This window comes from Pseudarthrobacter sp. B4EP4b (genome assembly GCF_006680095.1).
Classification (GTDB): Bacteria; Actinomycetota; Actinomycetes; order Actinomycetales; family Micrococcaceae; genus Arthrobacter.
Genome location: NZ_VHIJ01000001.1, coordinates 128,590 through 152,374 on the forward strand (window position 1 = coordinate 128,590; position 23,785 = coordinate 152,374).

28 protein-coding genes and 1 riboswitch are annotated in these 23,785 nt (G+C 64.9%); of the genes, 7 read left to right on the forward strand and 21 right to left on the reverse strand.

Features of this window, described 5'->3' with window-relative positions; genetic code table 11:
• Window positions 1-8: 8 nt before the first annotated feature.
• From FNL14_RS00655 to gcvP, 11 genes are all read right to left on the reverse strand, one after another.
• Complete coding sequence (locus tag FNL14_RS00655) at window positions 9-245, reverse strand: hypothetical protein (protein WP_091421635.1); 237 nt, start codon at window positions 243-245, stop codon at window positions 9-11.
• 110 nt (window positions 246-355) lie between these two features.
• Complete coding sequence (locus FNL14_RS00660; protein WP_142056752.1) at window positions 356-574, reverse strand: hypothetical protein; 219 nt, start codon at window positions 572-574, stop codon at window positions 356-358.
• A 5-nt stretch (window positions 575-579) separates the two neighbouring features.
• Window positions 580-1,512: a formyltetrahydrofolate deformylase gene (purU, locus tag FNL14_RS00665; RefSeq protein ID WP_142056754.1), complete on the reverse strand. Its 933-nt coding sequence runs from the start codon at window positions 1,510-1,512 to the stop codon at window positions 580-582.
• A complete protein-coding gene (gene cycA / locus FNL14_RS00670; RefSeq protein ID WP_142056756.1) occupies window positions 1,509-2,996 on the reverse strand; it encodes a D-serine/D-alanine/glycine transporter in 1,488 nt (495 codons plus the stop codon). The genes purU and cycA overlap by 4 nt, the downstream gene beginning before the upstream one ends.
• Window positions 2,986-3,822, reverse strand: coding sequence for a methylenetetrahydrofolate reductase (locus tag FNL14_RS00675; RefSeq protein ID WP_142056758.1), 837 nt, complete (start codon window positions 3,820-3,822; stop codon window positions 2,986-2,988). The genes cycA and FNL14_RS00675 overlap by 11 nt, the downstream gene beginning before the upstream one ends.
• 111 nt (window positions 3,823-3,933) lie before the next feature.
• Entirely contained in the window at window positions 3,934-4,950 is a 1,017-nt protein-coding gene (gene lipA / locus FNL14_RS00680; RefSeq protein ID WP_142056760.1) for a lipoyl synthase, read from the reverse strand.
• Between the two features lie 13 nt (window positions 4,951-4,963).
• The gene (locus FNL14_RS00685) at window positions 4,964-6,391 is read right to left on the reverse strand and encodes an L-serine ammonia-lyase (protein WP_142056762.1); all 1,428 of its coding nucleotides are present in this window, start codon (window positions 6,389-6,391) and stop codon (window positions 4,964-4,966) included.
• A 98-nt stretch (window positions 6,392-6,489) separates the two neighbouring features.
• Window positions 6,490-7,827, reverse strand: coding sequence for a serine hydroxymethyltransferase (gene glyA, locus FNL14_RS00690; RefSeq protein ID WP_142056764.1), 1,338 nt, complete (start codon window positions 7,825-7,827; stop codon window positions 6,490-6,492).
• Window positions 7,824-8,207 (reverse strand): glycine cleavage system protein GcvH, encoded by a 384-nt coding sequence (gcvH, locus tag FNL14_RS00695; RefSeq protein WP_142056766.1) that lies wholly within the window; start codon window positions 8,205-8,207, stop codon window positions 7,824-7,826. The genes glyA and gcvH overlap by 4 nt, the downstream gene beginning before the upstream one ends.
• Window positions 8,208-8,478: 271 nt before the next feature.
• Window positions 8,479-9,612: a glycine cleavage system aminomethyltransferase GcvT gene (gene gcvT / locus FNL14_RS00700; RefSeq protein ID WP_142056768.1), complete on the reverse strand. Its 1,134-nt coding sequence runs from the start codon at window positions 9,610-9,612 to the stop codon at window positions 8,479-8,481.
• A gap of 4 nt (window positions 9,613-9,616) precedes the next feature.
• Complete coding sequence (gene gcvP / locus FNL14_RS00705) at window positions 9,617-12,508, reverse strand: aminomethyl-transferring glycine dehydrogenase (protein ID WP_142056770.1); 2,892 nt, start codon at window positions 12,506-12,508, stop codon at window positions 9,617-9,619.
• A gap of 161 nt (window positions 12,509-12,669) precedes the next feature.
• Window positions 12,670-12,767: riboswitch (glycine riboswitch) on the reverse strand.
• Between the two features lie 182 nt (window positions 12,768-12,949).
• Here gcvP and FNL14_RS00710 point away from each other — a divergent pair.
• The gene (locus FNL14_RS00710) at window positions 12,950-14,824 is read left to right on the forward strand and encodes a Na+/H+ antiporter (RefSeq protein WP_142056772.1); all 1,875 of its coding nucleotides are present in this window, start codon (window positions 12,950-12,952) and stop codon (window positions 14,822-14,824) included.
• 87 nt (window positions 14,825-14,911) lie between these two features.
• On the opposite strand, the gene FNL14_RS00715 is transcribed toward FNL14_RS00710, so the two are convergent.
• The 4 genes from FNL14_RS00715 to FNL14_RS00730 all read right to left on the reverse strand — a co-directional run bounded on the left by FNL14_RS00715 (window position 14,912) and on the right by FNL14_RS00730 (window position 16,501).
• Window positions 14,912-15,337: an ester cyclase gene (locus FNL14_RS00715; RefSeq protein ID WP_142056774.1), complete on the reverse strand. Its 426-nt coding sequence runs from the start codon at window positions 15,335-15,337 to the stop codon at window positions 14,912-14,914.
• Between the two features lie 115 nt (window positions 15,338-15,452).
• Window positions 15,453-15,860, reverse strand: a complete 408-nt coding sequence (locus FNL14_RS00720) for an SRPBCC domain-containing protein (protein ID WP_142056776.1) — start codon at window positions 15,858-15,860, stop codon at window positions 15,453-15,455.
• Complete coding sequence (locus FNL14_RS00725) at window positions 15,857-16,171, reverse strand: helix-turn-helix transcriptional regulator (RefSeq protein WP_091424400.1); 315 nt, start codon at window positions 16,169-16,171, stop codon at window positions 15,857-15,859. The genes FNL14_RS00720 and FNL14_RS00725 overlap by 4 nt, the downstream gene beginning before the upstream one ends.
• A gap of 33 nt (window positions 16,172-16,204) precedes the next feature.
• Window positions 16,205-16,501, reverse strand: coding sequence for a cbb3-type cytochrome c oxidase subunit I (locus FNL14_RS00730; protein WP_142056778.1), 297 nt, complete (start codon window positions 16,499-16,501; stop codon window positions 16,205-16,207).
• Window positions 16,502-16,548: 47 nt separating this feature from the next.
• Between FNL14_RS00730 and FNL14_RS00735 the strand changes: the two genes are divergently transcribed.
• From FNL14_RS00735 to FNL14_RS00745, 3 genes are all read left to right on the forward strand, one after another.
• Window positions 16,549-16,908: a VOC family protein gene (locus tag FNL14_RS00735; RefSeq protein ID WP_142056780.1), complete on the forward strand. Its 360-nt coding sequence runs from the start codon at window positions 16,549-16,551 to the stop codon at window positions 16,906-16,908.
• Between the two features lie 120 nt (window positions 16,909-17,028).
• Window positions 17,029-17,313, forward strand: coding sequence for a DUF427 domain-containing protein (locus FNL14_RS00740; protein ID WP_142056782.1), 285 nt, complete (start codon window positions 17,029-17,031; stop codon window positions 17,311-17,313).
• A 60-nt stretch (window positions 17,314-17,373) separates the two neighbouring features.
• Window positions 17,374-17,730 (forward strand): DUF5655 domain-containing protein, encoded by a 357-nt coding sequence (locus tag FNL14_RS00745; protein ID WP_142056784.1) that lies wholly within the window; start codon window positions 17,374-17,376, stop codon window positions 17,728-17,730.
• A 64-nt stretch (window positions 17,731-17,794) separates the two neighbouring features.
• Here the strand turns inward: FNL14_RS00745 and FNL14_RS00750 are convergent, their stop codons facing one another.
• The 6 genes from FNL14_RS00750 to FNL14_RS00775 all read right to left on the reverse strand — a co-directional run bounded on the left by FNL14_RS00750 (window position 17,795) and on the right by FNL14_RS00775 (window position 20,919).
• Window positions 17,795-18,232, reverse strand: a complete 438-nt coding sequence (locus tag FNL14_RS00750; RefSeq protein WP_142056786.1) for a hypothetical protein — start codon at window positions 18,230-18,232, stop codon at window positions 17,795-17,797.
• A gap of 100 nt (window positions 18,233-18,332) precedes the next feature.
• Window positions 18,333-18,938, reverse strand: a complete 606-nt coding sequence (locus FNL14_RS00755) for a hypothetical protein (RefSeq protein ID WP_181762497.1) — start codon at window positions 18,936-18,938, stop codon at window positions 18,333-18,335.
• Window positions 18,938-19,270, reverse strand: coding sequence for a PEP-utilizing enzyme (locus FNL14_RS00760; protein WP_142056788.1), 333 nt, complete (start codon window positions 19,268-19,270; stop codon window positions 18,938-18,940). Before FNL14_RS00760 ends, FNL14_RS00755 begins: the two co-directional genes overlap by 1 nt.
• Before the next feature lie 9 nt (window positions 19,271-19,279).
• Entirely contained in the window at window positions 19,280-20,170 is an 891-nt protein-coding gene (locus FNL14_RS00765) for a phosphotransferase (RefSeq protein ID WP_142056790.1), read from the reverse strand.
• A 66-nt stretch (window positions 20,171-20,236) separates the two neighbouring features.
• A complete protein-coding gene (locus FNL14_RS00770; protein WP_142056792.1) occupies window positions 20,237-20,518 on the reverse strand; it encodes a helix-turn-helix domain-containing protein in 282 nt (93 codons plus the stop codon).
• Complete coding sequence (locus FNL14_RS00775) at window positions 20,515-20,919, reverse strand: VOC family protein (protein ID WP_142056794.1); 405 nt, start codon at window positions 20,917-20,919, stop codon at window positions 20,515-20,517. Before FNL14_RS00775 ends, FNL14_RS00770 begins: the two co-directional genes overlap by 4 nt.
• Window positions 20,920-21,134: 215 nt before the next feature.
• Between FNL14_RS00775 and FNL14_RS00780 the strand changes: the two genes are divergently transcribed.
• The 3 genes from FNL14_RS00780 (at window position 21,135) to FNL14_RS00790 (ending at window position 23,695) form a co-directional block, all read left to right on the forward strand.
• Window positions 21,135-21,914, forward strand: coding sequence for a hypothetical protein (locus FNL14_RS00780; RefSeq protein ID WP_370455784.1), 780 nt, complete (start codon window positions 21,135-21,137; stop codon window positions 21,912-21,914).
• A 289-nt stretch (window positions 21,915-22,203) separates the two neighbouring features.
• The gene (locus FNL14_RS00785; protein ID WP_142056798.1) at window positions 22,204-22,767 is read left to right on the forward strand and encodes a dihydrofolate reductase family protein; all 564 of its coding nucleotides are present in this window, start codon (window positions 22,204-22,206) and stop codon (window positions 22,765-22,767) included.
• Between the two features lie 91 nt (window positions 22,768-22,858).
• Window positions 22,859-23,695, forward strand: a complete 837-nt coding sequence (locus FNL14_RS00790; RefSeq protein ID WP_142056800.1) for a class I SAM-dependent methyltransferase — start codon at window positions 22,859-22,861, stop codon at window positions 23,693-23,695.
• Window positions 23,696-23,785: the final 90 nt, after the last annotated feature.

Consider the following 23,785-nt stretch of genomic DNA (forward strand, 5'->3'; position numbering starts at 1 on the left):
ATGCCTCGTTAGGTCGAGGCGTCCCGCTCGATTTCCTCGGCGAGGTCGTCCACCGCTTCGGGGCGCAGGTTGATTCCCGCCTCATCGAAGCGTTCCTCCAGCACGTGGCTTACGTCGTCCTGCACATGGCCCAGCCGGATCTCGTCCTTGACCTCTTCGGCAATGCTTTCCGCGGTTTCCACGGCGTCAACCTCCTCCATGTTGTCGTCGTCAAAAGGGGCACCGGTATCAGCTGCGTCAGTCATACTTCATCGTTGCGGCTCGGCGGCGGGCGGTCAATGACGGGAACGGCGAAAAGGGCAAAGCGGACGACGGCGGTACCTCCCGCCGTCGTCCGCTGCCGTTGTCCGGGGGCTTAGCCCGCAATCTCCACTTTGACGAAGTCCTCCCGGTGGAACATCCGGCGCTCGGCCCAGCCGTCCATGACCACCCAGATGATGGAGCCGTCGGGTGTGGTGCCGTCCACCACGCCGCAGCCCAGGGGCACGCCGTCCCGTGAGAGGCGCACCCACTGTCCCACCGGCAGGGCATTCCAGGAAACGCGCCGCCAACTGTGCAATCCAGTAAGGTTCATGGCGCCTACCGGAGGATGACCGTGCGGTTGCCCAGCAGCAGGATCCGCCCCTCGCAATGCCAGCGGACGGCATTCCGGAGGGCAGCACCCTCGGCGTCCCGGCCCACCGCCACCAGGTGGTCCGCCGTGTAAGTGTGGTCCACCTCGATGACCTGCTGCGCGATGATCGGGCCCTCATCCAGTTCCGCGTTGACGTAGTGCGCGGTGGCACCCACCGTCTTCACGCCCCGCTCGTACGCTTGGTGGTAGGGCCTGGCGCCCTTGAAGCTGGGCAGGAACGAGTGGTGGATGTTGATGGTTTTGCCCGCCAGCCTGGCCGAGAGCTCATCGCTGAGCACCTGCATGTAGCGGGCCAGGACCACCAGTTCCACGTCGAGCCCATCCACCAGTTCCAGGAGCCGCGCCTCAGCCTGGGGCTTTGTGGCAGCCGTGACAGGAACGTGGAAGAACGGAATGCCGTGCCACTGCACCAGGCCTTCCTGGTCCCGGTGGTTCGAGACGACCGCGACGATCTCCACCGGGATGTCACCCGTGCGCGCCCGGAACAGGAGGTCGTTGAGGCAGTGCCCCATCTTGGACACCATCACCAGCACACGGCGTTTTCGGCCCTGCGGCTCCAGCTTCCAGTTCATCTGCCACTTCTCCGCCACAGGCTCGAACTGCCGGCGCAGGTTATCGGTGGTGAGAGGTTCCTTTAGGCTGCCTTCGGACGAGTCCGAGGCGAAGTGCACCCGCATGAAGAAGTGTCCCTGAGCCTTGTCCCCGTACTGCTTGATGTCGACGATGTCGCAGCCGTGCTCGAGCAGGAACGCCGACACCGCGTGCACAATGCCCGGCGATTCGGCACAGTCAACGGTCAGGATATGTTCGACGGCGGCAGCAGGTTCCCCAGCTGTCGCAGCCGCCGCGGGGGCTGGCTCTTCGAGCGCCGTGCTCATTTCTTGGCCCCGTCTTCCACAGCTCCGAGGTCGCGGCCGATGGTGGACGCCTCGGTGTCCAGGTCCTGGGCAAGCTCGGACTTGAACGTCTCGTAACGGGCCAGGTGTGCGGGCCGGCGGCGCAGCACCAGCCACGCGGCGCCGAGCACCAGGAACCAGACCGGCGTGACCAGCAACGCCAGCAGGGTATCCGGCTGGGTGGTGAGGGCCCAGAGGACGAAGCCGAAGAACGCGAACACTATCCACACCATCGGGATCCCGCCGGGCATGCGGTACTTGGACGCCTCGTGCAGGTGGGCGCGGCGGCGGCGGAACGCGAGGTAGCTGGCCAGGATGATGGACCAGACAAACACGAAGCAGACGGCGGACACGGTAGTCACCATTTCGAAGGCCTTGCCGATGTCCTGGCCCGCGTACATCAGCACTACGCCGGAGAGCAGCAGCACGCAGGAGAGGAACAAGGCATTCTGCGGCACTTTTCGGGTCGACAGGTGGCGGAACACTGACGGCGCGTCGCCTTCCTGTGCCAGGCCGTAGACCATGCGGGAGGTGGAGTAGATCCCGGAGTTGGCCGAGGACATCGCCGAGCTGAGGACCACCAGGTTCACTACGGTGGCGGCGGCGCCGAGGCCGGCCAGGGAGAACATGGCGATGAACGGGCTGTGGCCGGCCTGGAACTGGGTCCACGGGGTGACGGACATCAGGATGATCAGGGCGCCCACGTAGAACAGGAGTACGCGGATGGGGATGGAGTTGATGGCCTTGGGCAGGTTCTTCTCGGGGTCCTTCGCCTCGGCGGCGGTGGTGCCCACCAGCTCAATGCCCACAAACGCGAACACCGCAATCTGGAAGCCGGCCACAAAACCCATGAATTCATTGGGGAACATCCCGCCGTGGCTCCACAAGTTCGTGAAGGTGGCGGGGCCGGCGTCGGACTGGAAGCCCGTGAAGATCATGAACATGCCCACGATGATCAGCGCCGCGATGGCGATGATCTTGATCAGCGCGAACCAGAACTCGGTCTCGCCGAACGCCTTCACCGTCACCAGGTTCAGGAACAGCAGGATGGCCACGGTGGCCAGGCCCGGGATCCAGAGCGGCAGCCCGGGCCAGAGTTCCTTGGAGTAGCCGGCGATGGCGATCACGTCCGCGATTCCGGTGATCACCCAGCAGAACCAGTAGGTCCAGCCGGTGAAGAAGCCCGCCCAGGGGCCCAGCAGGTCCGCGGCGAAGTCGCTGAAGGACTTGTAGTTCAGGTTGCTCAGCAGCAGTTCGCCCATGGCCCGCATCACGAAGAACAACATGAAGCCGATGATCATATAGACGAAGATGACGGACGGCCCTGCTGCGGAGATGGTTTTGCCCGAGCCCATGAACAGGCCCGTGCCGATGGCGCCGCCAATGGCGATCAGCTGGATGTGCCGGTTGGTAAGCTGCCGCTCCAAGTGCGGTTCCTGGTGGGTTGTTACGGGTTTAGTGCTCACGTGCTGCTCCTCGAATCATCGTTGGTTGAAGTGCTGCGGTAGTGGATGTTTGCTCCGGTCCGGCTGGGACCGGGTCAAGGCTGTTGAAGCTGTAGAGGTGGATGCCGGCGATGCTGCCCGGCTGGCTTTCCAGGCCGTCGATCAGGCTGTCCGGCGAGTAGCGGTCGCCGCTGAGGAGTTTGCGGGCCAGCGGGCCCTTGCGGCTGAGGAACTTCAGGGAACTTCCGACGCCGATCTGCCCGGCGAGTGCCACCAGCCTGGTCCGCGGGACGGCCCCCGCCACACCCGCCCAGACGGGAAGGTGAACGCCTTCACGGCGCAGGAGAGCTGCATAGTCGTGGATTTTCTCCGGGGAAAAGCACATCTGGGTAACCACGTGCGAGGCCAAATGCTGCTTGGCCAGCAGCCCGTCCAGCAGGTCCACCAGGCTCACGGCAGGGTGGCCCTCGGGGTAGCCCGCCACACCGGCCCGCATGGTCCCGCCGGTGTACTGCGCGATGTCTTCGAGGACCGGAAGAGCCGAGTCATAGACGCCGGCCGGCTGTTTCCGGTCTCCCCCAATAACGAAGACTTCGCGGATGCCCGCTGCGTCGCAGCCGCCGACAATTTCGGTGAGCTCGGCCCGGCTGCTGATGCTCCGGGCTGCGAGGTGCGGCACCACGGTGTAGCCGGCATCACTGAGCTCCACCGCGGTGCGCATGGTCCGTTCGATGCCGTGGTGCGGCAGGCAGGTCACGCTGAGCGTGGTGGTCCTGGGCACCAGGGCCTGGACCTGCTCCACGGTTCCCTGGGCAGGGATGATTTCGATTCTGATGGGGAACTTCATTGGTCCTGTCTATGCATCAGGTATGGGTCATCCGTTCCGAACTGCAACGCGGGGTCACTCCCGGCCCGATGTTGGCGGTTTTTTGGGCCGGATGTGACCCCGCGTTGTGGTTCAGGAAGCGGCGAGCAGTGAGCTGGCTTCCTGGCGGGTGGTTCCGGAGTCCTGGATGCCCTCGGCGATGTGGGCGAGTTCGGCGGGGATGTCCCGGCCTTTCTTGCGCATGGCGGTGGCCCAGAGCCGGCCGGCCCGGTACGAGGAACGCACCAGCGGGCCGGACATAACACCGAGGAAGCCCAGCTCGGTGGCCTCGTCCTGCAGGTCCACGAACTCCTGCGGCTTGACCCACCGGTCCACCGGCAGGTGCCGCTCGGACGGGCGCAGGTATTGGGTGATGGTGATCAGGTCGCACCCGGCCTCGTGCAGGTCCCGCAGCGCTTCGGAGATCTCTTCGCGGGTTTCGCCCATGCCCAGGATCAGGTTGGACTTGGTCACCATACCCAGGTTCCGGCCCTGGGTGATCACATCCAGGGACCGCTCGTACCGGAACGCCGGCCGGATCCGCTTGAAAATCCTTGGCACGGTTTCCACGTTGTGCGCGAACACCTCGGGCTTGGAGTCGCAGATTGCGGCGATGTGCTCGGGTTTGCCGGAGAAGTCCGGGATCAGCAGCTCCACCCCGGTGCCCGGGTTCAGCTCGTGGATCTTGCGGACCGTTTCGGCGTACAGCCACACGCCCTCGTCCGCCAGGTCGTCGCGGGCCACGCCGGTGACGGTGGCGTAGCGCAGCTGCATGGCCTGCACGGACCGGGCCACCTTGGTGGGTTCGAACATGTCCAGCGGTGAGGGTTTGCCGGTATCGATCTGGCAGAAATCACACCGGCGCGTGCACTCGGACCCGCCGATCAGGAAGGTGGCTTCCTTGTCCTCCCAGCATTCAAAAATGTTGGGGCAGCCGGCCTCCTCACACACCGTGTGCAGGCCCTCTTTTTTCACCAGGTTCTTGAGCCCGACGAACTCCGGACCCATCTGGACCTTGGCCTTGATCCACTCCGGCTTGCGCTCCACCGGAACAGCAGAATTACGCTGTTCAACGCGCAAAAGCTTCCGGCCTTCAGGTGCCAATGTCATTTCTGTACTTCCTTCAGCATTCGACGACGTTGACGGCGAGGCCGCCCATGGCCGTTTCCTTGTATTTGGAGCTCATGTCCTTGCCGGTCTCGCGCATGGTCACAATGACCTCATCAAGCGAGACGCGGTGGGAGCCGTCACCCCAGAGCGCCATCTTCGCGGCGTTGATGGCCTTCGCCGCGGCAATCGCGTTCCGTTCGATGCACGGCACCTGCACCAGCCCACCGATCGGGTCACAGGTCAGCCCCAGGTTGTGCTCCATCGCGATCTCCGCCGCGTTCTCCACCTGCGCCGGCGTTCCGCCCATCACCTCGGCCAGGCCTGCAGCCGCCATGGACGACGCCGATCCCACCTCGCCCTGGCAGCCCACCTCGGCTCCTGAGATGGACGCCTGCTCCTTGTACAGCACCCCGACGGCGCCCGCGGTGAGCAGGAACTTGACCACCACGTCATCGCGGTCTTCCTGTGACGCGTTCTCCATCCCCGGCGCGAAGTGCAGCGCGTAAAACAGGACCGCCGGGATGATTCCGGCCGCGCCGTTGGTGGGGGCGGTGACCACCCGGCCGCCGGAGGCGTTTTCCTCATTGACCGCCAGGGCGATCAAGTTAACCCACTCCTGCCAATACTTCTGGTCATAGAAGTCCTGGTCCTGGCCTTCATCGTCCGGCCGTGAGCTTTCCTTTTTCAGCCGGTCGTACCAATCCGGGGCACGACGGCGGACCTTCAGTCCCCCGGGCAGCACGCCTTCGCGTTTCAGGCTGGTCTGCACGCAGTCCTCCATCACCGACCAGATGTGCAGCAGGCCTGCGCGGATCTCTTCGGGAATGCGGCTGTCCTCCTCATTGACGCGCATCACGTCGCTGATGCCCAGACCGGTTTCCCGGCAGTGCTCCAGCAGTTCGGCGGCAGTGCGGAAGGGCAGCGGCAGTTCCTTCTTGGACTCCTCGAGTTCCTGCTGCGCCGCGTCTTCCTCGCCTTCGCGGACGATGAACCCGCCGCCCACCGAGAAAAACGTGGCGGTGTGCAGGACGTTGCCGTCGGCGTCGGACACAGTGAAGGTCATGCCGTTGGTGTGCCGGGGCAGGACGGTCAGCGGCCGCAGCACCATGTCCTTCACCCCGTACGGCAGTGCGACCGCGCCAGCCAACTGCAGCGTGCCGGTATCGGCGATTGCCGCCAGCCGTTCCTCCACCTCGTCCGGGAGGATCAGCTCCGGATGGAAGCCCTCCAGTCCCAGCAGGATCGCGGTCATGGTGCCGTGCCCGTGGCCGGTCGCCGCGAGCGAACCGTACAGGTCCACCCGCAGCGAGGCCACGTCCGCGAGCTTGCCCAGGCCTTTGAGCTCCTCGGCAAAAACGGCAGCAGCCCGCATCGGGCCCACAGTGTGGGAACTGGAAGGCCCGATGCCAATGGAAAAGAGGTCAAAGACTCCAACAGCCATGCGCGTTTCCTAACTAGAAGTGGGGCGTTGGTTGAGCTTGTAAAAACCGGTTTCGACAGGCTCAACCACCGGTGGTTGAGCCTGTCGAAACCTAGTGCTCAACTAGCGAGGTTTGCGACGCCCGGGTAGAGCGGGTGGGCTTTGGCGAGGGCGTCGACGCGGTGACGCAGGCCGGAAAGGTCTGTGTCGGCGTCGGCCGTTAATGCCTCGGCGATGATGTCAGCAACCTCACGGAAGGCCTCTTCGCCGAAGCCGCGGGTGGCCAGCGCGGGCGTGCCGATCCGCAGGCCAGAGGTGACCATCGGCGGGCGGGGGTCGAACGGCACGGCGTTGCGGTTCACCGTGATGTCGATGGCCGCGAGCCGGTCCTCGGCCTGCTGGCCGTCGAGCTCGCAGTTGCGCAGGTCCACGAGGACCAGGTGCACATCGGTGCCGCCGGAGACCACGCTGATGCCCTTGGCGCTGACGTCGGGCTGGACCAGGCGCTCGGCCAGGATCCGGGCGCCGGCCAGGACGCGCTCCTGGCGTTCCTTGAACTCGGCGGACGCGGCGATCTTGAACGCCACAGCCTTGCCGGCGATCACGTGCTCCAGCGGGCCGCCCTGCTGGCCCGGGAACACCGCCGAGTTGATCTTCTTGGCGATGCCGGCGTCGTTGGTCAGAATGATGCCGCCGCGCGGACCGGCGAGGGTCTTGTGCGTGGTGGAGGTGGTGACGTGCGCGTGCGGCACCGGCGACGGGTGCAGCCCCGCGGCCACGAGCCCGGCGAAGTGCGCCATGTCCACCATCAGGTAGGCGCCGACAGAGTCGGCGATGCGGCGGAACTCGGCGAAGTCGAGCTGCCGGGCGTAGGCGGACCAGCCGGCCACGATCAGCGCGGGCTTGTGCTCCTGGGCCAGGCGCTCCACCTCGGCCATGTCCACCGTGTGGGTGTCTTCGCGGACGCTGTACGGCACCACGTTGTAGAGCTTGCCGGAGAAGTTGATCTTCATGCCGTGGGTGAGGTGGCCGCCGTGGGCCAGGTTCAGGCCCATGATGGTGTCGCCCGGCTTGATCAGCGCGTGCATCACCGAGGCGTTGGCCTGCGCGCCGGAGTGCGGCTGCACGTTGGCGAACTCCGCGCCGAAGAGCGCCTTGATCCGGTCGATGGCGAGCTGTTCGATGACGTCCACGTGCTCGCAGCCACCGTAGTAGCGCTTGCCCGGGTAGCCCTCGGCGTACTTATTGGTCAGCACCGAGCCCTGCGCCTGCATCACGGCGACGGCGGTGTGGTTCTCGGAGGCGATCATCTCCAGGCCGTCGCGCTGGCGGGTGAGTTCGTCGTCGATCTTTGCCGCGATCTCCGGGTCCAGGGCGGACAGGTCGGCGTCCAGGGACGGGGAGACTACCTGCTCGAAGGCGACTGTGGTGGTGCCTGCGGCACCGGTGGCGCTCACAGTTCACCGCCGTTGGCCGCGGCGTACTCTTCGGCGGACATCAGCGGGCCCTCTTCGGTGACGGCCACCTTGAAGAGCCAGCCTGCGCCGTAGGGATCGTTGTTGATCAGGGCGGGGTCGGAGACCACTTCGTCGTTGATCTCCACCACTTCGCCGGTGACGGGTGCGTAGAGGTCGGAGACCGACTTGGTGGATTCCACCTCGCCGCAGGTCTCCCCCGCGGTCACCGTGGAGCCAACCTCGGGCAGGTCCACGTAGACGATGTCGCCCAGGGCTTCGGCGGCCACAGCGGAAATGCCGACGCCGGTAGGCCCGGACCCGTCAGCAGCAACCCACTCGTGCTCGGCCGAGTATTTAAGTTCAGCAACAACTTTTGCCATGTGTATTTCCTTAGGTAGGTGTGAAAAGTGAAAGAGCGTCAGCCCAAACCCCACATCAAGTGAAAGAGCGTTTGGTCAAAACCCGCATCAAGTGAGGGAGCGTTTGGCTATAACCCGCATCAAGTGAGAGAGCGTTCCGTTAAACCCTGCGAAAAGTGATGCAGCGTCGGGGGTACCAATGGGGACGACGGGGCTGGCATCCGGCAGCGTGCGTCAAAGCGACGAAGGAGCAGCACGCAGAGGATGTCAGCCCCGGCGTCACGCAAGAGCGTTACTTCGTGCGCTTGTAGAACGGGAGCTCTACTACTTCGAACGGCTCCGCCTTGCCGCGGAGGTCGATGTCCAGGGCGGTGCCGGGTGTGGAGTGTTCGACGTCGACGTAGGCCAGGGCGATCGGGTAGCCGAGGGTGGGGCTCGGCTGGCCGGAGGTCACCTCGCCCACCACGGTGCCGTCCTTGAGGACTGGGTAGTGGCTGCGGCCGGCGCGGCGGCCCAGGCCTTTGAGGCCCACGAGCTTGCGGCCGGAGGTGGAACCGGCCCCCAGTTCCTTGAGCTCCGCCAGCACGGCCCTGCCCACGAAGTCCGATTCCTTCTTGAGCGATACAACAGGACCCAGTCCGGCGGCGTAGGGGTTTCCTTCGCGGGAGAGTTCGTTGCCGTAGAGCGGCATGCCGGCTTCGAGGCGGAGCGAGTCCCGGCAGGCCAGGCCGGCGGGGATGAGCCCCTGGTCCGAGCCGGCTTCCAGCAGGGCATCCCACAGGCCGGCGGCGTCCTCGTTCGGGATGTAGATTTCGAACCCGTCCTCGCCGGTGTAACCGGTGCGGGCCAGCAGCAGTTCCTGGACAGTACCGTTGACGGCGATGCCTACCTCCACGGCCGCGTAGTACTTCAGCTCGGTTACCAGGGAGTGCTGCTCGGCCGGGACCAGCTTCAGCAGGATCGCTTCGGCGTTCGGTCCCTGGATGGCGATCAGCGACGTCTGGGCGGACACGTCCTCTACGCGGACGTCGAAGTTGGCTGCACGCTCGGCCAGTGCCGCGGCAACCACCGCAGCGTTGCCGGCGTTGGGAACCACCAGGTACTTCTGCTCCCCGCGGCGGTATGTGATGAGGTCATCGATGATGCCGCCGTCTTCCTGGCAGATCAGCGAGTACTTGGCTTTGCCCACGGCCACGGCGGAGAGTTTGCCGGTCAGCGCGTAGTCCAGGAAGGCTGCGGCGTCGGGGCCGGTAACCCAGACTTCGCCCATGTGGGAGAGGTCGAACAGGCCGGCGGCCTTGCGCACGGCGTGGTGCTCGGCGAGTTCGGAGCTGTACTTCAGGGGCATCTGCCAGCCGCCGAAGTCTGTGAAGGAAGCGCCGGCGATCTTATGCTGCTCGTACAGCGCGGTGTAGTTCTCAGTCATGGGATCAGCCTTCCAATCCGGTGGTTGAGCTTGTCGAAACCTCGAACTCGGAGAGCGGAGGGCAGGAGCAGACCAGGTTGCGGTCCCCTGCGGCGCCGTCGATGCGGCCCACCGGCGGGAAGTACTTGTCCTGGCGGAGCGAGGCCACCGGGAAGGCCGCCTGCTCACGCGGGTAGGAACGATCCCAATCAGAGGAGACGACGGCGGCTGCCGTGTGGGGTGCGTTGCGCAGCGGTGAGTTCTCCACGGAGAAATCGCCGGCGGCCACTTGGTCGATTTCCTTGCGGATGATGATCATGGCTTCGATGAAGCGGTCGATCTCCGCGAGGTCCTCGGACTCGGTGGGCTCCACCATCAGCGTGCCGGCCACCGGGAAGGACAGCGTGGGTGCATGGAAACCGAAGTCGATGAGGCGCTTGGCCACGTCCTCGGCCGTGACGCCGGTCTTGGCCGTCAGGTCGCGCAGGTCCAGGATGCACTCGTGCGCCACGAGGCCGCTTTCACCGGTGTAGAGGACCGGGAAGTGCTCGTCCAGCCGGGCGGCAACATAGTTCGCGGCGAGCAGCGCGGACTTGGTGGCCTCGGTGAGGCCTTGGCCGCCCATCAGCTTCACGTACGCCCAGGAAATGGGCAGCACACCGGCGGAACCGAAGCGGGAAGCGGAAATCGCGACGCCGTGACCAGCCGCGGCGTTTTCGGAAGAACCGTTGTTCGCATCCCCCGGCATAAACGGTGCCAAGTGCGCCTTGGCAGCAACAGGTCCGACGCCGGGTCCTCCACCGCCGTGCGGGATGCAGAACGTCTTGTGCAGGTTCAGGTGCGAGACGTCGCCGCCGAACTTGCCCGGCTGCGCCAACCCGACGAGGGCGTTCAGGTTCGCGCCGTCAACGTACACCTGGCCGCCGGCCGCGTGGATCGCATCGCAAACCTCGCGGACGTCGGAATCGTACACCCCGTGGGTGGACGGGTAGGTGATCATGATGGCCGAGAGGACATCCTTGTGGGCCTCGATCTTGGCCTGCAGGTCCGCGTGGTCAATGGTGCCGTCGGCAGCAGTCGCGACGACAACAACCTTCATGCCGGCCAGGACAGCGGAGGCGGCGTTGGTGCCGTGCGCCGACGCCGGGATGAGGCAGACATTGCGCTGCTGATCGCCCCGGGAGTGGTGGTAGCCGCGGATTGCGAGCAGGCCCGCGAGCTCGCCCTGGGAACCGGCGTTGGGCTGGATGGACACCTGGTCGTAACCGGTGATCTCGGCGAGATCCGCTTCCAGGCCGGAAATCAGTTCACGCCAGCCGGCCGTCTGGGAATCAGGAGCAAACGGGTGGATCGAGGCGAATTCGGGCCAGGAAATGGCTTCCATCTCGGCCGTAGCGTTCAGCTTCATGGTGCAGGAACCCAGCGGGATCATGGTGCGGTCCAGGGCCAGGTCCCGGTCGGAGAGGCGGCGGATGTAGCGCAGCAGCTGGGTCTCGGAGCGGTGGGTGTTGAACACCGGGTGCTGCAGGTAGGTGGAGGTGCGCTGCACGGACGCCGGCAGCTCGAAACCCTCGGCAGACGCAACGGGACCGGCACCAAAGGCGACAACAACCGCGGAGAGGACCTCCGGCGTCGTGGTTTCATCGACGGACACGCCAACTGTGTCCGCGTCGATGAGGCGCAGGTTGATGCCGCGGGCTTCGGCGGCGGTGATCACCTTGGCGGCCTTGCCGGGCACGCGGACAGTGATGGTGTCGAAGAAGGTGTCGGATACCAGTTCGCGGCCGGCGATCTGCAGCGTGGTGGCCAGGGCGCGGGCGTTGTTGTGGACGGTTTCGGCGATCGCCTTCAGTCCGTCGGGGCCGTGGTAGACGGCGTAGAAGGACGAGACGATGGCCAGCAGCGCCTGCGCGGTGCAGATGTTGGAGGTGGCCTTCTCGCGGCGGATGTGCTGCTCGCGGGTCTGTAGGGCCAGGCGGTAGGCGGGGACGCCGGCGTTGTCCTTGGACACGCCCACGATGCGGCCGGGAAGCGTGCGCTCCATACCGTCGCGGACGGCCATGTAGGCGGCGTGCGGTCCGCCGAAGAACAGCGGCACGCCAAAGCGCTGGGTGGAGCCGACGGCGATGTCCGCGCCCTGCTCGCCCGGCGGAGTGATCAGGGTGAGGGCAAGCAGGTCGGCGGCGACGGTGACCAGCGCGCCGCGGTCCTTGGCCTCGGCGATGACGGCCGACTGGTCCCAGACCAGGCCGGAAACGCCGGGCTGCTGCAGGACCAGGCCGTTGATGTCACCCTCGGGCAGGCCGGCCGTGAGGTCGGCAACTTCCACCTCGAAGCCGAGGGCTTCGGCGCGGCCCAGCACGATGGCGATGGTCTGCGGGAGCAGGTCGGCGTCCAGGACGGTCTTGCCGTCCTTGGCCGTTTTGTTCTTGTTGGCCCGGCGCATCAGCAGCACGGCCTCGGCCACGGCGGTGGCTTCGTCCAGCAGGGAAGCGTTGGCCACCGGGAGCGCCGTGAGGTCCTGCACCATGGTCTGGAAGTTCAGCAGTGCTTCGAGCCGGCCCTGCGAGATTTCGGGCTGGTAGGGGGTGTAGGCGGTGTACCAGGCGGGGGCTTCGAGGATGTTGCGGCGGATCACCGGCGGCGTCACGGTGTCGTAGTAGCCCTGGCCGATCATCTGCACGGCCATCTTGTTCTTGCCGGCCAGCTTGCGGAGCTCGGCGAGGACCTCGACTTCGCTGAGGGCGCTCTCAAGGGTGAGCGGCGTGTCCTGGCGGATGGATTCGGGCACGGCGCTGTCAACGAGGCCGTCGAGGGTGTCGTAGCCGACGGCCTTGAGCATGGTGTCGATGTCGGACTGGCGGCGGGCGCCGATATGGCGGTCTGCGAAGGTGGTGGGGGACGATTGAACCGTCATAAGAGGAACTCCATAATTCAGGTGGCGCCGAAGCACCACGTTGATTCGGGTTCCTCCCCGCTCTGTATTGGACCTGAGAGTTTTGTGTAGTCCTGCTGTTTGGCAGGGCGCCACTTGCACCGTCGGTGAGCCCGGTTGCCCGGACTGCTTTCCAGAGTTGCCTTGCCGCGGCGGTACGTGGGCCTGAGAGATTCCTGGGGAGGATTTGCTCCTACGGCGCCTGCAGAACGTACCGGCAGGACTCTCCCGCCGCAGATCATAAGCACGTGCCACTGGTGGGTGACACGGCTCACACCTTACAGGATTCACGGGCAGGAAGCAAAACGGCGCCTCCCAGCCAGGAGGGCGGACGACGGCGGCACCTCCCGCCGTCGTCCTGTCCCCCACGCGTTAGGAGGCGCCGGCGGGGACACCCTTGGCAGGGCCTGAGACAATGGCCGAATGGAGATCGCCCTGGGACTTCTGGTTCTCGTTGCGGTGGTATGCGCTGGGAGCGCGCTGGGCCGGAAACTGAACATTTCCGTGCCGCTGCTGCTGGTGCTGGCAGGCGTGATCGGTTCCTTCCTCCCGTTTGTTCCGGACATTGAACTGAACCCGGAACTGGTCCTCGTGGGCCTGCTGCCGCCGCTGCTGTACGCCGCGGCGCTGCGGACGTCGCTGTTCGATTTCGGTTCCAACCGCCGCGCCATCGGCCTGCTCTCGGTGGGCTATGTCATCTTCGGCACCATCACGGTGGGACTGGTGGTCTGGTGGCTGTTTCCGGAGATTCCGCTGGCCGCAGCGATCGCGCTGGGTGCGGTGCTGGCGCCGCCGGATGCGGTGGCTGCCACATCCATCGCGCGGAAGGTGGGGATGCCGCGCAGGATTGTCACCATCCTGGAAGGCGAATCCCTGGTCAACGACGCCACCGCATTGATCTGCCTCCGGGCAGCGATCGCTGCCATCTCCGGGTCGGTGTCCGCGGCCGGGATCGCCGGGGACTTCCTGCTCGCCGTGGGCGGCGGTCTGGTGGTGGGCCTGGCCGCGGCCTACGTCCTGACCATGCTGCGCAAGCGGATCCGGAACGTCGCGATCAACACTTCCACGTCCCTGGCCGCCCCCTTTGTGGCGTACCTGCCGGCCGAGGCCATCCACGCTTCCGGGGTGCTCGCCGTCGTCGTTACTGGCTTGGTGATGGGCACAAAGGCGCCGTCCATGCCCAACGGTGCCGCCCGGCTGAGCCAGCGCAGCAACTGGAACACCGTGCAGTTCCTGCTGGAAAACTCGGTGTTCCTGCTGATCGGGCTCCAGGTCCGGACCATCATCGAAGGTGTCCAGGACGATTCCCTGGGTGCTGGCCGGATCTGGGCGGGCTGCGCGCTGATCCTGCTGGCGGTGCTGGTGCTCCGGCCGGTGTGGGTGTTCCCGGCCACTTACCTCCCCCGCCTTATCCCGGCGGTGCGGCGCAGCGATCCGTCGCCGCCCTGGCAATTCCCGGCGATTGTTTCCTGGGCCGGGATGCGTGGGGTGGTCACCCTCGCCGCGGTGCTGGTGCTGCCCGAGGACCTGGAGCACCGTTCAGTGCTGATCCTCGCTGCCCTTGTGGTGGTGGGCGGCACGCTGACGCTGCAGGGCTTCACCCTCCCGGCGCTGGTCCGGCTGCTGCGGGTCCAGGGCCCAGACCAGCGCGAGGATGCGTTGAACAAGGCATCGCTGATGCAGCTCGCCACCGCTGCCGGCGTGACCCGGCTGCAGGAATTGCGGACGGACGACGACCCGCCGGAGGTGGTGGCCATGCTGAAGCGGCGCACGCAGGAGCGGGGGCTGGCGGCATGGGAACGGCTGGGCCGGCCGTCGGCGGAGACGGCCACGCCCAGCGAGCGTTATGCCCGGCTGCGGCTTGCCATGCTGGATGCCGAACGGGCCAAGGTGCTGGAGCTGCGGCGCGGCGGCGAGTACGCGCAGGAGGTGCTCAGCGATGTCCTGGAGCGGCTGGATGTTGAGGAATCGATGCTGGACGTGGCGCTGGACGAGGTGGATGCGTCCGGCGAGGGCGGCGGCGAAGGCATCGCGCGGCCCGGCGGGGTATGCGGGCATCTCGAGCAGGCCCGGCCCCTTGAGGCGCCACGGAACGCATTCTGCACTGACTGCCTACGGGAAGGGACCACGACTGTGCACCTGCGGATGTGCCTGGCTTGCGGGCAAGTCGGGTGCTGCGACTCCTCGCCCGGAACGCACGCGTCAAGGCATTTCCAAGCTACCGGGCACCCTGTTATGCGCAGCATCGAGCCGGGCGAGGACTGGCGCTGGTGCTATCAGGACGATCTGCTGGGGTGATGGGCCCGCTGAGGTGCTGCTTGCTCCCGTGAGGGGACGACGGCGGGAGGGCCCCGTCGTCGTCCGGTCACCTGAAGTTTCAAGGGGCTAAGCCCCGGGCAATTGGATTACGCCGAGCTGCTGCATCAGCCCAAGATCGTCCCGGTCAGACCAGTGCTCCACGATCTTTCCATTTTGGATCCGATGGATGGCCACTGCAGTCTCCCGCAGTTCGGCGCCTGTGGGTGGCAGCGGTCCGGGAAGCTCGCCCACATGCCGCCCGGTGGCTGTCAGCCTGGTCACCACCTTGTCCCCTTCTGCAACCTGGTCCTCGATCTCGTGGACGCCAGGCGTAGCCGAAAGAAAGATGCGGAAGGCCTGCTTCAGTCCTTCGCGTCCTGCCGGCAGTCCAGGAAACGGCGGGTGATGGTCGAGATAATCTTCCGCCACCAGCTCATCCATCGCGTCGATATTCCCGGCGTCGATCTCGGCGTAGAAGCGGCGCACGAGCTCTTTGTTGTCGTCAGTTCCCACAGCAGGCCTCCCTTTTGCACACGGGGTTTCGCGCTCGGATGGGATCAGGTGTCGCCGTTACAAGCGTGCCGTGGAGGGCCCATTGTAAATCCCCTATCGGCACTCCGGTAGAAGGTCAGGAGACGCCGGCGAGGACTCCGTCAATCTGTTCCAGCAGTGCGGGCCAGCCGTTGCCCATACCTTCAATGGCCTGTTTGCCCATGGGGGTGTCGAGGCGGAAGCCGGCGTGTTCATGGTGGAGGACGGTGCCGCCTTCCACCGGCTCGAGCCGCCAGGTGATGGTGGTGTCCAGCATTCCTTCTGAGAAGAGGAAGCTGATGGAGGTGCTTGGATCCACGGTGAGCACTTCACATTGCTGCTGGCCCCATGAGCCCATGTCCATGGTGAAGCGGTGGCCGACGACCGGAGCGATATCGCCCGGCGCCCACCAGCGGGCCAGCAGTTCCGGGGTAGTCAGTGCGGCCCACACGGATTCCGCGGGGTGCGGATAGCGGCGCTCGAGCCGGATGGCGTTCTCGGTCATGACGGTTTCTCCTCGTCCAGAAGTTCTGCCAGCGCGTCGAGGCGCCGGTTCCAGTAGTGCTCGAAGTGCTTCACCCAACCGCCGATATCAGCGAGGCCTTGCGGCTGGAGGTGGTACAGCCGGTTGCGGCCGCGCCGTTCTTCCCTGACCAACCCGGCCTCCCGTAGTACGGCGAGGTGCTCAGAGGCCGCCGAGCGGCTGAGGTTCAACAGCCCGGTAAGTTCGCCCGCCGTCCGGGGACCCTGGCGCAGCTCGTCGAGGATGACGCGCCTGGCCGGGTTGGAGACAGCGCCGAACACATCAGGAAGCACGGGATCAGTATATGTCGGAAATCTCCGACATATCTAGCGGGGACTTCTCCGGCCGATCCGGCGCCCTGCCCAGAAGGCGAGCAGGAGCAGCCCCACCACGGAGATTGCCACTCCGATCTGGGTTCCTTGGGTTATGAGGGCAGCGCCGTTGGCACTGAACGGCGAATTGCTGAGCGGTGCATACGCGAACCAGCCCACGTAATCCCTGTTCAGGAAGGCGGTGAGCCCGCCTGCCAGCACCGCGGCGAAGCCTGCAAGAGGCACGACGGCGGCACGGACTTTGACTCTTTTTGGCGTGTTTGGCTGCTCGGCAGCATTGTTTTCCCCCATGGAAGCGAGTCTAGCCGGGCCGCTGCAGCCGGGATTAGGCTGGGCGGATGTTGACTATCGGAACGATTGTCCTCGGCGTCAACGACGTTGCCGCCGCCACCGATTTCTGGCACGAAGCCCTGGGCTATGTCCCGCGGGAGCAAGGTGACGAGACGTGGGTGACCCTTGCGCCGGCGTCGGGACCTGGAGCGCAGCTGTCACTGATGCTGAGCGAGACGCCGGTCCAGGAACATCCCCGGATCCATCTGGATTTGTATGCGGACGACCAGGGCGCTGAGGTGGAACGGCTGGTCTCGCTCGGCGCCCAGCGAGTGGATTGGGACCTGTATCCGGAAGACCCCGACTTCATCGTGCTCGCTGATCCTGACGGGAACAGGTTCTGCGTCATCGACAAAAGCCCGCGGTAGCACCGCCGTCGAACGCTTTCTTTGACGCTGGCCGCCGGGAACATTCCTTTCCGCTATTCCGTTGTCATCCCTACGACGCGCGCCGTCTTTCAACGCGGCGGCGCTTACGGAAGGGAACATATGGCCAGGGCTATCTGGAACGGAAAAGTCATCGCCGAATCCACGGACACCGTGGTGGTGGAAGGCAACCACTACTTCCCGCGCGAAGCCGTCAACCCCGTCTACCTCAGGGACAGCGACCTCCACTCCATCTGCCCCTGGAAGGGCAAGGCCAGCTATCACACACTCGAAGTGGACGGAAAGCTGAACATGGACGCGGCCTGGTACTACCCGGAAACAAAGCCGCGGGCAAAACAGATCGAGGACCGGATCGCGTTCTGGCGCGGGGTCACCATCGAGGCTTAAGAACAGAAGGCAACGGACGACGGCGGAACCTCCCGCCGTCGTCAGCTCAAGTAGGCCACCATGGTGACTGTGGATGCAGAACGGCTTTTCCCCGGCGCGCTCACGGAGATCTATGATGCGCTTTCTGCGCGGATGTCCGGGCTGGGTGACGACATCGTCGAAGAGTTTTCAAGAACCCAGGTAAGTTACGGGGTGGCGCGTAAGTTCACGTGGCTCACCCCCATCTCGAAGAGCAAAGCGCTTCTGACCATGGACATGTGGGATGAGCACCATGCCGCGTTCGTCCGTAATGTCATCCCGTTTCGTTACGACAAGTACACCCACCAGGTGGAAGTGCGCGCCCCAGCCGACATTGAGTCTGTTGCCGCCCTCGGCTGGTTTGAAGATTCAGCCGCCTGGGGCCGGAAGCAACGCTGACCAGTGGGCTGCTTCATAGGCGCCGGGATCGTCGCTGTCCTCAAATTGATTGGCGCAGCTCCAGCTATGAGCCGACGATGACGTACTCGCCATTGAGCTCCTTAACCAGGCGTTCGATGTCCCTCGTTGACTGTTGGCCGGTGGCTATTTCAGTGAAGTCGACAACCATCCAATTCTTCCCATGGACTAGATGGATTTTGCCTTGGTTGGAGTCAGACAAGATCTGGTAGGTTTCGCGAAACGCTTTCTCATCTGCAAAAAGGTCTATCTGGACCTTTTCAAAGCACAATTTCTGCGCCGAGGCCAGCCTGATGCCATCGCCCATTGGCACAATTGGATCACCAACAGGATCAGCTTCGCAGGCCAGGACGTCATTGACGGCGGTGTAAGCCTCATCCATGGAGCTGAATCCTTGTAAGCTCTCGCCTCCCGGTTGCTCTTTGGCGCCACATCCCGTGACCGGAACGGCCACAAGAAAAGCAGCCATTGCAATATTCGGCAAACACCTGTTCTTCGCCACTTTTACCCCCCGGTTATTTATCGCACTATTCCATATGCATGAGGAACCTAATAGCACTTTCTGGTCTGCCGGGGGGCGGTATTTATCGCTGTAGGCCGAGAGTGGCGATCAGGTCCTCGTGAAACTCGAACCAAATGCGATGAAAGGAATCACGGTCTGTGGCGATTAGCCAGGTTGTTTCCGTGGCTGCGTTTGCCACCGCCTGCTCGAGGCGTTGGGTATATCCGCTAAACCGCGGCAACGCTCCAGCCAGGCGGGTTTCCAGGCCGCGGAAGGATGCCACGGCGTCGGTAAAGGTTTGATGCGTCTGGTGGTCCATCGCGTCATTTTGCTGGTTCTCCCGGGACAGCCGGTCGAGCTGAAGCTGGCTGCAGGCCGCGACGACATCCGTGTTCAGGGGCACGAATTCCTCGTGCACGGAGGTGACCGACGGACGTGCACCCGCCGCCTCAAGTTCCCCGGCCAGGAGTCGTTCGTTTTCCGTCCTTCCGGCGACAGTCAGGGACCACCCCCGCGAGCCTCCGAACGAGGAGCGTGCGGCCCACCCCTTGGAGCCGGCTTCGATGAGAAGAGATTCGACTTGTCGGGAATCCTGGCCGAACCTTGTTGCAACTGCCTCAGTGTCGGCGAAGCCGAGGAGCCGGATGGAGTGGAGGGTGAGCAGCATTGTGGGCTGGTTCGAGCTCATCACGGACCCTTTGCCGGCGGTTCGGTGACGGTTCCCTGTGTTCCGTCGACCACGATGGTGGTTCCGGCCGGGAAAAGGTCAAGGGCGCCGGCTACCCCTAAAACAGCGGGAATGCCATATTCGCGAGCCACGATAGCGGCGTGCGAAAGCATGCCGCCTGTTTCCGTGACGATTGCAGCGGCCAGTCCGAACAGTGGTGTCCAGGCAGGGTCGGTGGTCCGGCAGATAAGGATGTCGCCGGGCTTCACCGTGGAAAATTCGTCCACGCTGTGAACTGTTCTTGCCGTGCCGCAGGCGGTCCCGGGGCTGGCGCCGGTTCCAATGGAAGTCATCAACCAAAATTACCGTGTCGCGCCGGGCAGCGCCGGGAGGTAGTTGCTTCTGTAATTTGCGAGCGCATCAGCAAGCATCCGGTGGCCTTGTTTCTCGAACTCGTGGTCGCCGACCTGGAAAGTCAAGGCGGCGGTGGCGACGGCTTCACGCAGCAGCGTTATATTCCAGAGTCTGCTCTCTCGCGGATCTGAACCATATCCCTCAAAGAAGGCCGCCTCCAGCTCGGGACGGGTCCGCCATTGCTGCACAGCCAGGCGGCAGAAATCGCTGATGGCCGGCCTGAATTCAAACCGGCCGAAGTCTATGACTCTTAACTCGCTACCGTTCATGAGCCAGTTGCGTGGCTGCCAGTCACCGTGGGTCGGCACCACCGGCACAGGTTCCGGCCGGTATGTGGAGAGTATGCCCCGCACTTTCCCTGCTACAGATTCTTCAATGCGGTGGGGCGTCTCCAGCCAGGCCATAGCTTTCTCCGTAGCTGCCGCCTCATACTGCGAGTCAATCCGAACGGTTTGGGTGTGGAACTCACGCAGAAGCTGCCCGGCTTGCAGGTAAGTGCCACTCTCATATTCAGCTGCGCTTCCCTCCACCAAGTAACCCTCCAGATACTCCGTTATCAGGAGGTTCAAGGAACGGTTGGCGTGCAGGAGTCTGGGTGCCCTCTCCTGGCAGGCCCAGACTTCAACCCAGGCCTCGTGCGCGTCTATCTCACGCCCGATGTGATGGCTGGAAGGTCCCGCTGCCTTGATGACGTACCTACCCTGTCCGTGCGCCACTTCAAGCACAGCGGTATCCACAAGATTCCAGGAAAGATCATTGAGGAATCGAACGCCCGGGAGCCGGGTTTCCACGAACTCGGCTTGTCCGGCACTAAGCCTGTTCCGGTGCCAGGATTCCATCCCAGCAGACTAACGCGTCCGCACCGGATCTTTCCCTGGCAGTTGGCGCCATGGTTCCGACCTCGCTCAAGGTGCCTCGCCGCCCCAGCGTGCCAGCGCGTCGATCGTCTCGCGCAAGGCGAGCCCGCGATCGGTCAGCGCGTAGGCCCGGGTGTTGTGCCGGAGGGGCAGGCGGGACAGTACGCCGGCGGCCTCAAGCTCGCGCAGGCGGGTCGCAAGCATGTTGGTCGGCACTCCAAGGTCGCGCTGCAGATCGCCGTAGCGCTGTGGCCCGTCGAGGAGCCGCTCCACGAGGAGCAGGGCCCACCGCGCTCCGACGATGTCGAGGGCCGCGGCGAGGTTGCTCACGCGGTCGGATCGGTGTCCGGCTTCATCCAAAACGGCGAGTAGTGGTAGCCGTCGGGGTCGTCGAATTGGCGCTGGTACATGAAGGGGTAGTCGTCGGTGTCACCGATCCGCCCGCCGGCGGCGCCGGCGCGTTCGGTGAGCTCGTCGACCGCCTCGCGGCTGCCGAGGTCGAATGAGACCGTGACTTTCGAGGGGGTGTCGGGTCCGCCGACCAGCTCCTCGGCGCCGCCGATGCTCGCGTACATCTCGCGGCTGCCGAGCATGACGTACTGCTCGGGCGCGATCTCGAAGCATGACACGTTGTGATCGGACATCTTGGCGTTGAGGGTCCAGCCGAGGGCGGTATAGAAGGCGGTGGTGCGCTCAACGTTCTCTACAGGGCAGGTGATGAAAAGGCTCATGGGGCCATACTTGCAAAATGCAAGTATGGCGTCAAGCCCTCAGCCGCAGGGGATTGCAATGAGTTCAAACTGATATCCGTACAACTCTTCATTGTCACGGGTTCTGTGCCGGAGGAGACTTGGGGCGACGGCATCCCATCAGGGGCCGCCCGCGGGGCCAGCCGGCTGCAGGGCCTCACAGCACTCTGTAGCGGCCTGGTGGATCGATGAGCTCCATGACACCTCTCGAAAAGGCCGCTCAGCGTTCGCGCCATCTCGTGTCCTTGGTGGCTATCGCACTGATTGGATGTCTCGGCGGGTGCGAGTATGAATCCAACGACGTCTCCCTCCCGTCCGCCAGTTCTCCCACTACGGAGGCTCGCACTGTCCCACCGCCGCCGGAGAGTGGCGACACTCGCACGGTCCCACTGCTGCCGGAGAATGGCGCCATCGACGCCGGCACATACCTCGTCCTCGCCCCTGGCTACACGGCGCCATTCGAGATCACTGTCCCAGACGGCTGGTCGAGTGAAAGCGGTGACACCCTGGGCAAGAACGACCCGGATCATCCGGGGGACGCGGCCGTCTACGTGGCTTGGTGGCCCGTCGACCATGTGCCGACGGACGCCTGCGAGTGGGTGGGCGCCCTCGCCGAGGTCGATCCGTCGCCTTTGGCCTTCGTTGACGCCATGGCGGCGCAGAAGTCCACCGTGAGTACCCCCGCCGTCAAGGTCATGGTGGGCGACTACTCCGGCTTCGAGTTCGACCACTCGGTCGAGGGCGACGTGGAGATCACAGCCTGCGATGGCAAAAGGCTCTGCATCCACTCATCATCCGCATACGAATGCGGACGCTGGTACTCGACTCAGAATGAACGCGAAACCTACCGGGTGGTCGACCTGAACGGCCAGCGCGCGGTGATCTGGGTGGCCCAGTACCGCCCACCCATCAATCCGGAGCTGACGAGAGAGGCACGAGCCGTCTTCGACTCGATCGTGTTCAAGTCCGACAAGTGACCAGCTGATGCGATAGGCGATCCCGCCCGCGGACGCCGACTCCTTCTCTGAACCCACCTCGGTGTCTTGTAGCCTCAATGCCTTGAAACCCTTGGATTTCGCAACACTGAGGCTACAAGACAAATCAAGTTGAATTGGGGGAAAAATTCGGGTGCCTGCAAGAGGACCTTTCCCATGCGCTGCATTGCTCGGCGTAATGGTCAACTAGCGGTCGATGTGTCCTGACCGGTGACTTTTCCGCGCCGTGCTGGTCTGTACAACCGATACCGCCTCACGGGAGACTGACGCCATGCGCACCCTGGCCTTCGGCATGAACGTGAGCGTGGACGGCTATATCGCCGCGCCCGGCGATGACCTCGGCTGGAGCGTGCCCAGTGACGAGTTGTTCCAATGGTGGTCCGACCGGGTGGGGACCACGGGCCTGGCGCTGTACGGGCGAAGGCTGTGGGAGACCATGAGCTCCCACTGGCCGACGGCGGACCAGCAGCCTGGCGCCACACCCGCCCAGATCGAATACGCCCGCCGCTGGCGGGACATGCCGAAAATGGTGTTTTCCTCGACAACCGGCACTGTCGACTGGAACACCAGTGTGGTCACCGGCGACGCGGTTACCAAGATCACGCGGCTCAAGGCCGACGACGGCGGCTCCATGGACATCGGCGGCGCCACACTCGCCGCGGCGGCCATGCGGGCCGGGCTGATCGATGAGTACTTGATCGTTACCCATCCGGTACTCGTGGGCGCCGGTACGCCGTTCTTCACAGCCTTGGACAACTGGGTGAACCTGAGCCTCGTCGAGACCCGGACGTTCCCCGACGGTGTACTCATGACGAGGTATTTGACCAGGGGCTGAGTGCCCGGCAGTCCGGCATCAGCCTACTGGAAGCTACGAAGTCCAGGCCGGGACCTTACGATCGCGTGGATCGGCGTTGTAGGGTGACGGCGTGATCGTCCCCGATGTTTCCCAGAGCGCCGCCGCGGTCGCGGACCACTACGACGAGCTCGATCCCATCTATCGACGGGTGTGGGGTGAGCACGTCCACCACGGGCTGTGGGCGACGGGCCGCGAGACGCCCGCCGAGGCGGTCGAGGCGCTGGTCCACGCCGTCGGCGATCGGCTGCGGCTTATGCCCGGGGAGGCGTGCGTGGACATTGGCTGCGGCTATGGCTCCACTGCACGGCAGCTCGCGCTGACGCACAAGGTGAGCGTGACCGGGCTGACGCTGTCCGGAGAGCAGGCCCGCTACGCCGCCGCGCATCCCGTGCCCGGCGTGGACATCCAGCTCCGCGACTGGCTCGCCAACGGGCTGCCCGCCGCCTCGGCCGCTGCCGCGTGGGCGATCGAGTCGAGCGAGCACATGGTCGATAAGCAAGCGTTCTTCGCCGAGGCACACCGCGTACTGGCGCCGGGCGGCCGCCTCGTGGTCTGCGCGTGGCTGGCCGAGACTGGTGCCAGCGGATGGAAGGTTCGCCACCTGCTCGAACCGATTTGCCGCGAAGGGCGCCTGCCCTCCATGGGCATGCGCGAGGACTATGAGGCGATGGCCATGGCGGCCGGTTTCGCAATCGATGGCTACGAGGATGTCAGCCAGCGCGTCGCGCGCACCTGGACCATCTGCGCCCGTCGGCTTGTGAAGGCCCTGCTCGTCGATCGCGAGATCCGCCGCCTCGCCTTGGGCGGACGCAACCGCATTTCCGTTCTCAGCTTCCCCCGCCTCATCCTGGCCTACCGCACCGGCGCAATGCGCTACGGGATCTTCACGCTGTCAAAGGCGAGGTAGAACGGGGCGCCGCGTGAACGCGGCAGAGAAATGCAGCAGGAGCCGGCCCGATCGCAAAAGCGGCAGCGGACGACGGCGGAGCCTCCCGCC